Source organism: Bradyrhizobium sp. Leo114 (assembly GCF_055229415.2).
Genome location: NZ_JBUYEN020000013.1, coordinates 189,220 through 204,378, shown reverse-complemented (window position 1 = coordinate 204,378; position 15,159 = coordinate 189,220). Strand labels below are relative to the sequence as shown.

Genomic DNA, 15,159 nt, shown 5'->3' with positions numbered 1-15,159 from the left:
CCCACCTCCATCGACATACGACCGCTCTCCACAAGACCGCCTCCCGCCAGGGAATCAGTCTTCGCCGATCTTCGCAACAAAGATGTGTGCATTAGATAGCCGGTGACCGGGCTTTCTTGCCACCGTCACCCGCGGCAGCTCTTGCTGCTCGCGAGCTTAGCGCCAGCGTCGGGGCGCCAGGACCACACGACTTCGCCGTCCGCTGATGCCACGCTCGTCAGTCGCAACACCCGCGTCCACCGCATCTCACCGCAACGTTCGTGACGATCGCGACCCGCCCCTCATCCGCCGTGAGACGCGCGGAGTCATAGTGCTGATTTGCCCGACGACGAAAGCGGAATGTTTTTTACGCCAGGACTGGACGGGGCAAATCACGTTGATTGGATTAAGGAAAATCGTGCGAATGACACGACGCCGTCATGCCCGGGCTTGTCCCGGGCATCCACGTCCTTTGGCTCCGTGCGCGGAGAGAACGTGGATGGCCGGGTCAAGCCCGGCCATGACAGAGGAGAGGATTACGCGATGCGTCCCACTGTCATTCCAGGGCGTCCGAAGGACGAGCCCGGAATGACGGAGCGGATGGAGGGCGTCCCGGAATGATGGAGCGGGCGAGTGGCGAAATAAGTCGTGGCTTGCGCGCAACTATGCGCTAATGGCGAACCGACAGGAAGCTGACATGAACGAAACGGACGTCGTCATCATCGGTGCCGGGCATAATGGCCTCACCTGCGCGGCCTATCTCGCGATGGCGGGGTTGCGCGTGAAAGTGGTCGAGCGCCGCAAGGTGGTGGGCGGTGCGGCGGTGACGGAAGAATTCCATCCCGGATTCCGCAACTCGGTCGCCGCCTATACGGTGAGCCTGCTCAACCCGAAGGTCATTGCCGATCTCAGGCTCGCCGAGCACGGCCTGCGGATCGTCGAACGACGCGCGCAAAACTTTCTTCCGTCCTCCGACGGCAGCCATCTCCTCACCGGCGAAGGCCGCACCAAGGAAGCCGTCGCCAGGCTCAGCGCGCATGATGCGGAGGAGATCGGCATCTTCTCGCGCCAGCTCGAGGCAATCGCCGACGTGCTGCGCCAGTTCGTGTTGCGCGCACCGCCGAACCTCGTCGAGGGGTTTGGCGCGGACGCGCTCCGCGAGGCCTTCAACGCGCTCGGCTCCGCCAACCTCTTGCGCAAGCTTTCGCTGGAACAGCGGCGCGACCTGCTCGACCTCTTCACCCGCTCGGCCGGCGAGATGCTGGACGAGCGGTTCGAGAACGACCTGGTAAAAGCGCTGTTCGGCTTCGATGCCATCGTTGGCAATTATGCGAGCCCCTATGCCGCCGGCTCGGCTTACGTGATGCTGCATCACGCCTTCGGCGAAGTGAACGGCAAGAAAGGCGTCTGGGGCCACGCGATCGGCGGCATGGGCGCGATCACGCAGGCGATGGCGGCCGCGGCACGCGCGCATGGCGCCGAGATCGAAGTGGATAGCGGCGTGCGCGAAGTGATGGTCGAGAACGGCCGCGCCGCCGGTGTCGTGCTCGACAACGGCACCACCATTCGCGCCAAGTACGTTGCCGCCAACGTCAATCCGAAACTGCTCTACACGCAGCTGCTGCCGGCGGGCGCGCTGGCGCCGGAATTCCTGCAGCGCATGTCGCGCTGGCGCAACGCCTCCGGCACCTTTCGCATGAATGTCGCGCTAGCCGGCCTCCCCTCCTTCACCGCATTGCCGGGCGCAGCCGATCACCTCACCGCCGGCATCATCATCGCGCCGAGCCTTGGCTACATGGACCGCGCATGGCTTGATGCGCGCAGCTTTGGCTGGAGCCGCGAGCCCATCGTCGAAATGCTGATCCCCTCGACGCTGGACGACAAGCTGGCGCCGGCGGGACAGCATGTCGCGAGCCTGTTCTGCCAGCACGTCGCGCCGGAACTGCCGGGCGACAAATCCTGGGACGATCATCGCGATGAGGTTGCCGACCTCATGATCGCGACGGTCGACAGATACGCGCCCGGCTTTGCCGCAAGCGTCATCGGCCGGCAGGTGCTCTCTCCGCTCGACCTGGAGCGGCAATTCGGCCTATTGGGCGGCGATATCTTCCACGGCGCGCTGACGCTGAACCAGCTCTTCTCCGCCCGCCCGATGCTCGGCCATGCCGACTACCGCGGCCCGCTCAAGGGGCTCTATCACTGCGGTTCCGGCGCTCATCCCGGCGGCGGCGTCACCGGCGCGCCCGGTCACAACGCCGCGCAGGTGATCCTGGGCGATCATCGCTCCCTGTTCGCAAGGCGTTGAAAAGCGTGTGGACAGGGTGTGGATATCAGGTGGATGCGGATGTGCATCCATCTCCCGGTCAAGCCGCCGCGGGCCGCGACACGTCGCGATCGTCGGCAAACAGCGTTTCGAGCAGCTTCACAACCTGCTCCCGCCCCTGGCTCGGCTGGCTCAGGAATTCCGCGAGCTCGATCTCGTCGGTCTCGATGGCATACCCGGCACCGCGGAAGTCACCCCGCTTCTTTTCGTGCTCGACGAACAGCCGGCTGGCTTCGGTATCGAACGCCAGGCGCCAGCGGTCCTCGTCGGCACCTTCCGAGCGCTGATAGAGCGGCCGTCTTAACAGGGACATGGGACCCTCCTTGTTGGCCGCCAGCCTATCACGACTTCGCTTGCTTCACCTCGCCCGCTTGCGGGAGAGGAGCGCAGCATCCATCGCGGCGGCATTTCAACCTGATCGGATCACACTCTAGTCAGGTGGAGAACCCTGTTGAAAACCCCGGCATTCTCGGCTGGCAACTTCTCCATGACGGCCCGTGCACGCGCCGGAAGACAATCGCGTCGCGAACTACGGTGATCGATCCGGTTTAGCGCCGCTTGCGGCGGCCGGGGCGATCGATGAGAAAATCGTCCAGCTTGGAGCCGGCACCAAGTCGCTTTGCCAGCCATAGAGGCTGTTTGCCGCGACCCGACCACGTCTCGCCAGGGTTTTTCGGGTTCCGATACTTCGGGAGAACCTTTGGATAAGGGCGGCGGCTACGATCTGGTTTCGCGGCTTCGCCGGGCGACTGAAGCTTGCTCAGCCGGTCCTCGAGCGTGGCTTTCTCGGTGATTATGCGTTGCGTCAGCTCGGCCGCTACTCGTTCATGAAGCGCCCACAGTTGGTCTGTGGACATGGATCGGAAGCCGTTATTTTTCATCGAGTCGCGCCCAGGAATAAAAACAGAGCGCACTTACCAACGACGCCGGACACAAACAAGCGTCCAGATACCACTTGGCGCATCCCTCACAGGGAGAAGTTCCGCTTCCTGTCGTCAAGGCATCAGACTCGCGCATTCAGGCGCGGCCGCGATGACGTCCTGTCCTCTCGCTTCGAGGCCGCCTGGAAGATGTTTGCCGTCGCCTCGCAAGCGCCCTCGCTTCCGCCTCCCGCACCTGTCGTCGAAGGTCGTGAAGTTCAGCAACGCGTTGGGCTATCAGCTTCACGCTCCTGCGAAGAATTCTGGCCGAGAACCTTTTACAACCACTCATTATTACTCCTAAATAAAACAACTGTAAATTTAATAAAAGCAACTGGTTACCATCATGCATTGTTCATATGAACTTTCAATTGTAGGAAAACCACGGGCTTTTGGCACGCACGCGTACCCGCTCCCAGAGCCCGATCAAAGAGTTACTCGAAGTTTCGGCTCCCTACTGCCTCGCCGGAATCCAAGATGATAATGCGATCGTGGTTAATGCTCACGTTCCGGATGAAGTCGAAACGGTTACCCTAAATGCTACCGAAACCTACCCATCGTGCCAGCCTCGCGCTTCCCGACGAGCAGACCGCCAGGCGGCTGGTCGACACGCTGACCGAGATATTCTTCGAGGGCGAGACGGCCATTGCCGCGTTCGAGCGGCCGGACGGGCGCTGGGAAGTCACCGCGCATTTTGCCGATGCGCCGGACCAGGCGTTGATGCGCGAGCTCGTCGCCAATGCGGCCGGCGAAGACCTCGCCAAGACCATTGCCTTCGACACCGTCGAGGCCAAGGACTGGGTCAAGGCCAGCCTCGAGGACCTCGTCCCCGTCCCCGCCGGGCGCTTCGTCGTGCACGGCCAGCACGACCGCACCCGCGTGCCGCCGAACAAGCTCGGCATCGAGATCGAGGCCGCGCTGGCCTTCGGCACCGGCCACCACGGCACCACGCGCGGCTGCCTCTTACTGCTCGATCACGTGCTGAAGGCGCATCATCCGCGCCGCGTGCTCGACCTCGGCACCGGCACCGGTGTGCTGGCGATCGCCGCGGCGAAGGCGCTGCACGGCACAGTGCTGGCAAGCGACATCGATCCGCCATCGGTCAACGTGGCGCGTGAGAATGCCGAACTGAACGAGACCGGCCACCTCGTGACGACGATCCGCGCCACCGGCTTCTCGGCGCCGCAATTTTCCCAGCATGGCCCGTTCGACCTCGTGCTCGCAAACATCCTCGCCAATCCGCTGCGGCAATTGGCTGGTACGATGGCGCGCCATCTCGCGCCTTCCGCGCACGTGATCTTGTCGGGGCTCCTGACGCATCAGGCGCCAAGCGTAATCGCCGCCTACCGCGCGCGCGGGCTGGTGCCGTTATGGCATCTGAAAATCGAGGGATGGAGCAGCCTGCTGCTGCGCTCGGTTAAGTGAGCCCTCTGGCAAGGGAATGCGGCGATTGCACGCTTTGCTGCAAGGTCATGACGATCGAGACGCTCGCGAAGCCGGCAGGAGCGTGGTGCCCGGAATGCAAGCCTGGGCGCGGATGCCAGAGTTATGAGAACCGACCGGCTGAGTGCCGATCGTTCAATTGCCTGTGGCTGACCGATCAGCGATTTGGACCACACTGGAAGCCGAGCAAGTCGAAACTCGTGCTGACGACGTCTCAGGACGGAATCGAAATCCGGTGCGATCCTGGCTTTCCGGACGCTTGGCGACGGGAGCCGATCCGAAGCGAGATCACAAAGCTCGCTGTTTCCGGCGAGGAGCATGACGTCACCGTGCTCGTCATCATCGGAGCAAAGATGATGCTCGTAACGCCCGATCGCGAGTTCGATCTGGGTGTCGTCGGGCCCTATCAGAGGTCGTTCGGGAGCTGGAAGGAAACCGGGTGATCGGCGCAAGCGTAGTGAAGGTTTCCGATCTGGACGAACGGATGTGAAATGTACCCCGCAGGCGGTCGCAAGAAAGGCCTATTCGGCCGCCTTGTTTTTGCCGAGCGCGGTTTCGCCCTTCTCCGCCTTCAGCCGGCGCCTGACGCGCCGTTCCACAAAGCGATCCAGGATCTGGACGATGACACCGCGCTGCTTCTGTTCGATCGGAGCAATCGGGCCGCGGCGAACTGGCGGCGAAATCTTCTCAAAGCTGAAAGCAGGCATTGTGTATCCCCTCGCCGTTGAGTTGAGACACTCCTGGAAGCCTCCCCGGGCATTCGTTATCGAACGGCTTGCCTTGAAAACCGTTCTGTCTTTTCTAAACCTGCATGACGGTATTGAAGCATAACTTATGCCAAATTGTGGCGATATCCGCTGACATTGCGGACGTGTCCACGCAGCCATAAAGTGACTGGCATGTTCGAGGCCCATTTCCAGACGTTCGAAGAACCCGAAGGCGGCGTGGCGCTGACGGCGCGGTTGGCCGCGTTCCGCGAGGAATTGGCGCGGCGCAAGCTGACCGGCTTCGTCATTCCCCGCGCCGACCAGCAGCAGAATGAATATGTTGCACCGTCCGAGGAGCGGCTGGCGTGGCTGACCGGCTTCACCGGATCGGCGGGGCTTGCGATCGTGCTGATGCAGCAAGCCGCCTTGTTCGTGGACGGGCGCTACACGCTGCAGGCGGGCAAGCAGGTCGACCAGAAGGCCTGGCAAATCCAGCCGCTGGTCGATCCGCCGCCGGAACACTGGCTGACGAAACATCTTTCCGCCGGCGACCGCCTAGGATTTGACCCGTGGCTGCACACTTCTGCGGCAGCCGAGCGTCTCGCGGCGGCGTGCGCCAAAGCCGGAGCCGAGTTGGTTGCGGTCGACAGCAATCCCGTCGACGCGATCTGGACCGAGCGCCCGCGCCCGCCGCTCGGGCCGGTCTCCATCCACGGGCTGCCATTTGCCGGCGAGGCGGAGGCTGCAAAGGTCGAGCGGATCAGGGACGAGATCAACAAGCTCGGCGTCGATGCGCTGGTGCTGTCGGACAGCCACGCGGTGGCCTGGACGTTCAATATCCGCGGCGCCGACGTCTCGCATACGCCGCTGCCGCTCTCCTATGCGCTGGTGCCGAGAGAGGGCCGGCCGACGGTGTTCATCGATCACCGAAAACTTTCGAACCTGACGCGGGACCATCTCGAGCAATCCGCCGATGTCGAGGAGCCGGACCGGCTGACGTTGAAGCTGACGGAACTCGCGCAGCGCGGTGGCTCGATCGCGCTCGACAATGCGACCGCCGCCGACGCACTGAATCGCCTGATCACCAGTGCCGGCGGCACGCCGGTGCGCGGCAACGATCCCGTGAGCCTGTTGAAAGCCGTGAAGAACGCCGCGGAGATCCATGGCACGCGAACTGCGCATCAGCGCGACGCTGTGGCGCTGGCACGATTCCTGGCCTGGATCGACCGCGAGGCGCCCGCCGGCGGGCTTACCGAGATCGACACCGTCGAGGCGCTGGAGACGTTCCGCCGCGAGACCGGGGCGCTGAAGGATGTCTCATTCCCGACCATCGCCGGCACCGGGCCGAATGGCGCCATCGTGCACTACCGCGTCACCCGCAAGAGCAACCGCCGGATCGCACCCGGCGATCTGCTCTTGATCGATTCCGGCGCGCAATACGAGGACGGCACCACCGATGTCACCCGCACCATCGCGATCGGCCAGCCGACAGACGAGATGCGCGACCGGTTCACCCGGGTGCTGCGCGGCCATATCGCGATTGCGCGCGCGGTGTTCCCCGACGGCACCACGGGCGCGCAGCTCGACACGCTGGCGCGGCAATATCTCTGGCAGGCCGGCATCGATTTCGAGCACGGCACCGGCCATGGCGTCGGCAGCTATCTTTCCGTGCATGAGGGGCCGGCGCGAATCTCAAAGCTCGGCACCACGCCGCTGAAGCGCAGCATGATCCTCTCCAACGAGCCCGGCTACTACAAGACCGATGCTTACGGCATCCGGATCGAGAACCTCGAGCTCGTGATCGGCATCGAAATATCAGGCGCCGAAAAGCCGATGAACGGATTCGACACGCTGACGCTGGCACCGATCGATCGCCGGCTGATCGACGTGACGATGCTCAGCGAGGCCGAGCTGAAGTGGCTCAACGACTACCATGCCCGCGTCAGGGCCGAGGTACGCCCGCGGCTCGACGATGACGCCACGAAGCTGTGGCTCGATGAGGCGACGGCGGCCCTCCACTAGAACTTTCATCTGGCTGCGGTGGCCTCATGGTTCGAGACGCGCGGCCTGCCGCGCTCCTCACCATGAGGGAGAGACCAGCCCCTCATCCTGAGGAGCCGCGAAGCGGCGTCTCGAAGGATGAGGCCACGCTGTTCGACATCTCACCACAGGCGCCTCCCGGAATCGACATAGCCGCATGCTGAAACATCCATGTTCGCGCTTGCGCATCTCGTTACATTCGCCCCCACGAAAGGACACGAAGCTGAATGCATGGCGTGATGGGCAAGCCGCCCGAGGCGGCAACGAAGGACATCGCGACATCGAAGCTCATGCTGCTGTTGCTCGTCGCCATGACGGGCGTGGCGCCGATCTCGCTCTATATGCTGGTGCCGGCGCTGCCGGTGCTGGCGACGACGTTCGGCCGCGACATCTCGATCGCGCAGATGACGGTGTCGCTGTTCATGGTCGGCATCGCCTGCTCGGCAGCTCATCATGGGGCCGCTGTCGGACAAGTTCGGACGGCGGCCGGTGCTGCTGGCCGGCCTCGGCCTGATGGTGGTGGCTGGTATCGGCAGCATTTTTGCGGAAACCCTGCCGCAACTGATCGCGGCGCGCTTCTTCCAGGCGCTCGGCGGCGCCAGCGGCATGGTGGTGAGCCGCGCCATCATCCGCGATCTCTACAGCCGCGACCGCGTCGGCGCCATGATCAGCCTGGTGATCGCCGTGATGATGATCGCGCAGATGCTGAGCCCGCTCACCGGCGGCCTGCTCGAGACCGCGTTCGGCTGGCGCGCGATCTTCTATGCCATTACCGCCGGCTCGCTCGCGGTGGCCGTCGGCATCGCGCTGGCGCTGCCGGAGACGCGCCGCGTCCGCAGCGAAGACAGCAACTTCCGCCGCGATGTCGGCAGCCTGATCAGGAGCCGCGCCTTCATCGGCTATGTGCTGTGCCAGGTGCTGGCCTCGCAGATCATCTTCACCTTCGCCGGCGGCGGACCCTACATCGTGGTCACCCAGATGGGACGCAGCAGCGCCGAATATGGCGCGTGGTTCGCGACCACGGGCTTTGCCTATCTGGTCGGCAATCTGCTCTGCGTGCGCTTCGCACCGCGCCATTCGCTGGAACGGCTGATCTGGTTCGGGCTCGCGCTGCAACTCGGCGGCAGCCTGTTGAACCTCGTCTTGAGCCTTACGGGGGTCAACCAGGCCCCGCTCTGGCTGTTCGGCACCCAGATGATCGTGATGGCCGGCAACGCCTTCGTGATGGCGAACTCGGCGGCCGGCGCGATCAGCGTCCGCCCCGAAGCCGCCGGCACCGCCTCCGGCGCGATGGGATTCCTGCAGCAGGGCATCGGCTCGCTGGTGTCGCAGTTCGGCGCCTATCTCGGCGGCCACTCCACCACCACGCTGCCGCTGACGACCGCCATCCTCATCATCTCGATCGCATGTGCCTCGAGCATGATCTTCCTGGTGCCGAAGCGGAACACGGTGGTGAGCGGGGAGATGATCGAGGAAGCGGAAGGGGACGAGGCGGGGATGATGTAGCTGTTGACCTCCAGCGCCGCAACAAACTCGTCATGCCCGGGCTTGTCCCGGGCATCCACGCAGCACAGATGCCCGAGACGAAAGACGTGGATGGCCGGGACAAGCCCGGCCATGACGGAGGAATGGGCTCACTCCCCGATCAGCTTCAGCCACTCGTCCTCGGTCAGCACGGCCACGCCGTGCTTCTGCGCTTCGGCGAGCTTCGATCCTGCACCGGGACCTGCAACCACATAGTCCGTCTTCTTCGACACCGAGCTGGCCGCCTTCGCGCCCAGTCGCTCGGCGGTCGCCTTGGCCTCGTCGCGCGTCATCTTCTCCAGCGAGCCGGTGAACACGACGGTCTTGCCGGCGATCGCTGAATTGCTCTTGGGCTTTTCGGTATCGATGATCTCGTCGAGCTCCTTGACCAGACGCTCGACGATGCCGCGGTTGTGGCTCTCGCCGAAATAGGCGGCAACGCTCTTGATCACGGTGTCGCCGATTTGGTCGAGCGCATCCATCTCGGCAATCGCCTCCTCGTCACCATTGGCGACGCGCAGGCAGGCATCGTGGAACGCCTCCCACGAGCCATAGCCGCGCGCGAGCGCCAGCGCCGTGGTCTCGCCGACATGGCGCATGCCGAGCGCGTAGATGAAGCGTTCGAGCGCGATCCGGCGCCGGTGCTCGATCGCGGCGAACAGGTTGCGCACCGAGGTCTCGCCGTACCCCTCGATCGCCTCGAGCTTGAGCTTCTGGTTGCGCTTGGGCAGCGTGAAGATGTCGGCGGGCTCCCGCACCCATTCCTTCTCGAAGAAAAATTCGAGCTGCTTCTCGCCGAGGCCGTCGATGTCGAAGGCGCGGCGCGAGACGAACAGCTTCAGGTGCTCGATCTTCTGGAACGGACAGGCGAACTCGCCGGTGCAGCGGGCGCGCGCGCCCTCCTCGCCCGTCGCGGTCTCCTCGCGCACCACGTCAGTATGCAGCGGGCACGGGCACTTCTTCGGGAAATGAAACTCTTTGGCGTTCTTCGGCCGCTTGTCGATGACGACATCGACCACCTGCGGGATCACGTCCCCGGCGCGCTGGACCACGACGGTGTCGCCGATCCGGATATCGCGCCCTTCGCGAAGCTGCTCGCCGTGACCGCCGATGCCCTTGATGTAATCCTCGTTGTGCAGCGTGACGTTCTGCACGATGACGCCGCCGACGCCGACCGGCTCGAGCTTGCCGACCGGCGTGAACGAGCCGGTGCGCCCGACCTGGATCTCGATATCGCGCAGCACGGTCATCGCGCGCTCAGCCGGGAATTTATGCGCGATCGCCCAGCGCGGCGTGCGTGACACGAAGCCGAGCCGCTCCTGCCAGTCGATCCGGTCGACCTTGTAGACAACGCCGTCGATATCGTAGTCGAGCTCGGCGCGCTGCTCCTCGATCTTGCGATGGAATGCGAGCAGCTCGTCGACGGAGTGGCAGAGCTTGGTCAGCGGATTGGTCTTGAAGCCGCAGCGCTCGAACCAATGGATCATGCCGCTCTGCGTGTCCTCCGGCATCGCGCTCATCTGGCCCCAGGCATAGGCGAAGAAGCCGAGCGGCCGCGAGGCGGTGATGGTCGGATCCTTCTGACGCAGCGAGCCCGCGGCCGAATTGCGCGGATTGGCGAAGACGGTGTCGCCGGCAGCCTTCTGGCGTTCGTTGAGCGCGAGGAAGGCCCTCTTGGTCATGTAGACTTCGCCGCGCACCTCGCAGATGTCAGGCACGTTGCGGCCTTTCAGCTTCTGCGGGACATCCTCCAGCGTTCGGATGTTGGCGGTGACGTCCTCGCCCTCGGCGCCATCGCCGCGGGTCGCGGCGGTGACGAGCTCGCCGCCCTCATAGCGCAGCGACATCGACAATCCGTCGATCTTCGGCTCGGCGGAGAAATCGATCTTGTCGTCACTGAGCCTGAGGAAGCGCACGATGCGGTCGACGAAGTCGCGCAGGTCGCCTTCGGCAAAGGCGTTGTCGAGGGAGAGCATCGGCAACGAATGCCGCACCTTCTTGAATCGTCCCGACGGCGCGGCGCCGACCTTCTGCGACGGCGAATCAGGGGTGACGAAGTCGGGAAAGCGCTTCTCGATCGCGTTGTAGCGCTGACGCAGCGCGTCGTATTCGGCGTCGGTGACGGTCGGCGCGTCTTCCTGGTAATAGCGCCGGTCATGCGCCTCCAGTTCGAGCGCGAGCCGCGTATGCTCGACCTTGGCCTGCGCCTTGGTGAGCTTGTCGACGTCGGGGAGTGCGCGCGCTTTTGCTGCCTTGGCCATGGCGCACGATCACGCGGTTGCCGCGCGCAACAGGCGCTCCGCCGCCGCCCTTGCTTCGGCGGTGATCTCGGCGCCGGCGAGCATGCGGGCGATTTCCTCGCGGCGGTGGTCGGCGGCAAGCGCGTTGACGCGGGTGGCGACGCGCTTGCCCTTGTCGAGCGCGTCCTTGGAAATCAGCAAGTGCTGACTGGCGCGGGCTGCGACCTGCGGCGCATGCGTCACCGCCATCACCTGCACCTTGTCGGCGAGCCGCGACAGCCGCGCGCCGATCGCGTCCGCCACAGCGCCGCCAACGCCGGTGTCGATCTCGTCGAACACCAGCGTCGGCGCCGAGCCGCGGTCGGACAGCACGACCTTCAGCGCCAGCAAAAAGCGCGACAGCTCGCCGCCGGAAGCGACCTTCATCAGCGGCCCCGGTTTTGTCCCCGGATTGGTCTGGACCCAGAACTCGACGCGATCGATGCCTTCCGGCCCGGGGGAGGTCGCATCGGTCTCGACCTGCGTCATGAATTTCGCGCGCTCGAGCTTCAGCGGCGCCAGTTCGGCGTTGACGGCCTTATTGAGCTTTTCGGCGGATTTGGTCCGCACCGCCGACAGTCTTGTTGCCGCCGCGCCGTAGCGCTTATCGGCTTCCGCTGCCGCGGCTTCGAGCTTCTTCAACTGGTCGGCTCCGGCATCGATCAGCGCGACGTCGGCGGCATATTTGCTGGCGAGCGCGGCCAGTCCATCGACCGGGGTCGCATATTTGCGCGAAGCGGCGCGCAGCGCGAACAGGCGCTCCTCGATGCGCTCGAGCTCGGCCGGATCGAAATCAGCGGCCGCAAGCGCAGCGTTGAGGTGCTGGTCGGCCTCTTCGAGCGCGTTGATGGCGGTATCGATCGCCTTCACCGCGGGCTCCACCAGCGCCGGCGAGCTGGCAGCGCGGCGCTCCAGGCGGCGCACGGCGGCCGACAGCGCGGCCACCGGCGAATGCGGGCCCGAGATCGCCTCCTGCGCCTCCCGCAGGTCGGTGGCGATCTTCTCGCCCTGCATCATGGTGGTGCGGCGGCCCGCGAGCTCGGTCTCCTCGCCGTCCTTCGGCGCCAGCGTCTTCAGTTCCTGCGAGGCGTGGCGCAGATAATCGGCCTCGCGCGCGGCGCGTTCCATGCCGGCGCGATGCTCCTCCAGCGCGGCGTTGGCGCTGCGCCGTGCCTCCCACAGCGACTCCAGCGCCGCCACGTCCTTCTCGAGCCCGGCAAAGGCGTCAAGCAGCCGCCGATGGGTCGAGGCATCGACCAGGGCGCGCTCGTCATGCTGGCCGTGGATTTCGACCAGTGCGGCGCCCACTGCCTTCAGGGTCTGCACGGAGATCGCCTGGTCGTTGATGAAGGCGCGGGTGCGGCCGTCGGCGAGCTGCACGCGGCGCAGGATCATCTCGCCGTTGTCGTCGAGCCCGTTATCGGCCAGCAGCTTTGCCGCCGGATGATTTTTGGGCACGTCGAAGGTCGCCGTCACCTGCCCCTGCTCGGCGCCGTGCCGCACCAGCCCGGCATCGCCGCGGCCGCCGAGGGCCAGCGCGAACGCATCGAGCAGGATCGATTTGCCCGCGCCGGTTTCGCCGGTCAGCACCGCAAGGCCACGGGAGAATTCGATATCGAGCCGTTCGATCAGGACGATGTCACGGATCGACAGACGCGCCAGCATGTGAGGACTATTCCAGGCCTATAATATCTTCTTGAAGGTCCTGCTGATCCAGGAACCCTGATTCTCGCTCGGCTCGAGACCGCCGGACCTTACTAGATTATAGGCGTCCTTGTACCAGCGGCTGTCAGGAAAATTGTGCCCAAGCACGGCGGCTGCGGTCTGGGCCTCGCTCGGGATGCCGATCGCCATATAGGCCTCGGTGAGCCGCGCCAAGGCCTCCTCGACATGCCGGGTGGTCTGATACTGCGTAACCACGGTCTTGAAGCGGTTGATTGCGGCGGTGAAGTCGCGCCGCTCCATGTAGTAGCGCCCGACATTCATCTCGCGGCCGGCGAGCTGGTCGCGCGCGCCTTCGAGCTTGGCCTTGGCGGAGGTCGCATATTCCGAGGTCGGATATTTGCGAATCACCTCTTCCAGAGCCGCGATCGCCTTTTCGGTCCGGGTCTGGTCGCGGGTGATGTCCGGGATCTGGTCGTAATGCGAGGCTGCGATCAGGTATTGCGCGTAGGCAGCATCCGGACTGCCGGGATGCAAGGTGACGTAACGCGTCGCCGAGCCGATGCAGGTATCGTAGTCGCCTTGCTGGTAGGAGGAATAGGCCGACATCAGGAGCGATTTGCGCGCCCAATCGGAATAGGGATGCTGCCGGTCCACCTCCTCGAACTTCTTCGAGGCCGCACGAGGATCCTTGCGCTGGTTCATCAGGTACAAGCCCTCATTGTAGAGCTTGTCCGCGGGCTCCTCGACGAAGGTGTCGTCCTTGGCCAGGAACTTGTCCCACAGCGGACCGGTACCGCAGCCACCCAACGGCAGCGCCAGCACGATCAGGCCCGCGGCCAGCCGCAACAATGACGCCCATCCGGCGCGGCCGGCCGATGAGGTGCATGATTCGTGCGTGCTACGCGATAACGGCATGAATGTGAGAACCCGGCGCCTTGGAAGCGATTGATGGCGATCTGTCCACGAACGAGGCCATGGACGGAAATTTTCCCCGCGCCTGTGCTGCCCCGTGCAACCGCAGGCCTGTCTAGCCGAAAAACGACCTTGGACCAACCGAATACGGAGCCAATCCGCCCGGATTAAGGCGGCCCCAAGACGGTCGTGATCGGCTGTGGTTACTGCGGAAATTGCGGAAAAACGCTAATGGAAAGCGTGTTTAGGACACGTCCGGGCCGTAGGCCGGCGCGATCAGGCCGCCGACGGTGGCACTGCCGGCTTCGGCGACGGTGCGCGAACGACGTGCGGTCTCCGATTCGACCACCCGCCAGGCGCTGCGATCGGAAAGCAGCGCGGTCAGCGCCGCGTGGTTCAGCTTGTGACCACCGCGAACCGAGCGATAGGCGCCGAGGATCGGGAGGCCGGCCAGCGCGAGATCGCCGACCACATCCAGCACCTTGTGGCGGACGCATTCATCACGGAACCGCAGACCTTCGGTGTTGAGCAGACGAGTCTCGTCGAACACCACCGAGTTTTCGAAGGAGGCGCCAAGCGCGAAACCTGCGCTCCACAGCCGCGCCACGTCGTTCATGCAGCCGAAGGTGCGCGCACGCGAAATCTCGCGACGGAAGCTCTCGGCGGAAAGATCGAAGCAGTAGCTCTGGCGGCCGATCAAGGGATTGGCGAAGTCGATCTCGACTTCAGCGCGGAAGCCGCCGGCAAAGGGACGGAACTCACCGAAGCAGTCGCCGATCGCGACCTGCACCGGCTTCAGGACCTGGAGAACGCGGCGGGCGGCGGATTGGGTGACGATACCAGCCTGATCGACCGCGGCGACAAAGGCCGCAGCGCTGCCGTCCATGATCGGCACTTCCGGACCGTCGATTTCGATGGTGGCGTTGTCGACACCCATGCCGCGCAGCGTAGCCAGCACATGTTCGGCGGTCGATACCAGCGGTCCCTCGCGGTCGCCCAGGACGGTCGCGAATTCAGTCGCGATCACGGCGTCGGCGGTGGCGTGAACTTCGCGGTCGGCCCCGTCGAGACCCGTCCGGATAAAAGTGTAGCCGGTGTCAACGGGAGCAGGTCCAATGGTCAGGCTGACCGGTAAACCGGAGTGAACGCCGACGCCCGTCACGGTGGCCTGCGACCGAAGCGTTGTTTGACGGCTCAATTTCATCCGATATGCGCCCACTACCCGACGTAACCTAAGACGAGGCGGCCTTACTTCCCCAACCGACTCGCTTAGGCATCCCCAAAGTTGGACAGACCATAGTCACCGCCCGAAAGCGTACAACTCACGCTTCTTTACCGATTGTTACCCCATCTCCGCCGCAATCGCG

The 15,159-nt window shown here is 64.5% G+C and carries 11 protein-coding genes and 1 pseudogene; 5 read left to right on the top strand and 7 right to left on the bottom strand.

What is annotated here, in order from left to right:
* Nucleotides 1-676 precede the first annotated feature (676 nt).
* Nucleotides 677-2,284, top strand: coding sequence for a phytoene desaturase family protein (locus tag ACZIRK_RS18310; RefSeq protein WP_463327874.1), 1,608 nt, complete (start codon nucleotides 677-679; stop codon nucleotides 2,282-2,284).
* Between the two features lie 58 nt (nucleotides 2,285-2,342).
* Here ACZIRK_RS18310 and ACZIRK_RS18305 read toward each other — a convergent pair whose 3' ends face one another.
* On the bottom strand, nucleotides 2,343-2,615 hold the full coding sequence (locus ACZIRK_RS18305; RefSeq protein WP_130230381.1) for a hypothetical protein: 273 nt from the start codon (nucleotides 2,613-2,615) through the stop codon (nucleotides 2,343-2,345).
* 235 nt (nucleotides 2,616-2,850) lie between these two features.
* Nucleotides 2,851-3,183: an H-NS histone family protein gene (locus tag ACZIRK_RS18300; RefSeq protein WP_165435592.1), complete on the bottom strand. Its 333-nt coding sequence runs from the start codon at nucleotides 3,181-3,183 to the stop codon at nucleotides 2,851-2,853.
* 576 nt (nucleotides 3,184-3,759) lie between these two features.
* Between ACZIRK_RS18300 and ACZIRK_RS18295 the strand changes: the two genes are divergently transcribed.
* Nucleotides 3,760-4,647, top strand: coding sequence for a 50S ribosomal protein L11 methyltransferase (locus ACZIRK_RS18295; protein WP_463327873.1), 888 nt, complete (start codon nucleotides 3,760-3,762; stop codon nucleotides 4,645-4,647).
* A gap of 218 nt (nucleotides 4,648-4,865) precedes the next feature.
* Nucleotides 4,866-5,108 carry a hypothetical protein gene (locus ACZIRK_RS18290; protein WP_463327872.1) on the top strand — a complete coding sequence of 81 codons (243 nt, stop codon included), beginning with the start codon at nucleotides 4,866-4,868 and terminating at the stop codon, nucleotides 5,106-5,108.
* Between the two features lie 78 nt (nucleotides 5,109-5,186).
* Here the strand turns inward: ACZIRK_RS18290 and ACZIRK_RS18285 are convergent, their stop codons facing one another.
* The gene (locus ACZIRK_RS18285) at nucleotides 5,187-5,372 is read right to left on the bottom strand and encodes a hypothetical protein (RefSeq protein ID WP_028167486.1); all 186 of its coding nucleotides are present in this window, start codon (nucleotides 5,370-5,372) and stop codon (nucleotides 5,187-5,189) included.
* Between the two features lie 192 nt (nucleotides 5,373-5,564).
* Between ACZIRK_RS18285 and ACZIRK_RS18280 the strand changes: the two genes are divergently transcribed.
* Together ACZIRK_RS18280 and ACZIRK_RS18275 are read left to right on the top strand one after the other, a co-directional pair.
* Entirely contained in the window at nucleotides 5,565-7,394 is a 1,830-nt protein-coding gene (locus ACZIRK_RS18280; protein ID WP_463327871.1) for an aminopeptidase P family protein, read from the top strand.
* Nucleotides 7,395-7,639: 245 nt separating this feature from the next.
* Nucleotides 7,640-8,918 (top strand): annotated as a pseudogene (locus ACZIRK_RS18275) (multidrug effflux MFS transporter).
* A gap of 128 nt (nucleotides 8,919-9,046) precedes the next feature.
* Here ACZIRK_RS18275 and ligA read toward each other — a convergent pair.
* From ligA to lpxC, 4 genes are all read right to left on the bottom strand, one after another.
* Nucleotides 9,047-11,197, bottom strand: a complete 2,151-nt coding sequence (gene ligA / locus ACZIRK_RS18270) for an NAD-dependent DNA ligase LigA (RefSeq protein WP_463327870.1) — start codon at nucleotides 11,195-11,197, stop codon at nucleotides 9,047-9,049.
* A gap of 9 nt (nucleotides 11,198-11,206) precedes the next feature.
* The gene (gene recN / locus ACZIRK_RS18265) at nucleotides 11,207-12,880 is read right to left on the bottom strand and encodes a DNA repair protein RecN (RefSeq protein WP_463327869.1); all 1,674 of its coding nucleotides are present in this window, start codon (nucleotides 12,878-12,880) and stop codon (nucleotides 11,207-11,209) included.
* A gap of 18 nt (nucleotides 12,881-12,898) precedes the next feature.
* A complete protein-coding gene (locus tag ACZIRK_RS18260; protein WP_028167491.1) occupies nucleotides 12,899-13,795 on the bottom strand; it encodes an outer membrane protein assembly factor BamD in 897 nt (298 codons plus the stop codon).
* A gap of 241 nt (nucleotides 13,796-14,036) precedes the next feature.
* Nucleotides 14,037-14,996 (bottom strand): UDP-3-O-acyl-N-acetylglucosamine deacetylase, encoded by a 960-nt coding sequence (gene lpxC / locus ACZIRK_RS18255; protein WP_456642447.1) that lies wholly within the window; start codon nucleotides 14,994-14,996, stop codon nucleotides 14,037-14,039.
* Nucleotides 14,997-15,159 lie beyond the last annotated feature (163 nt).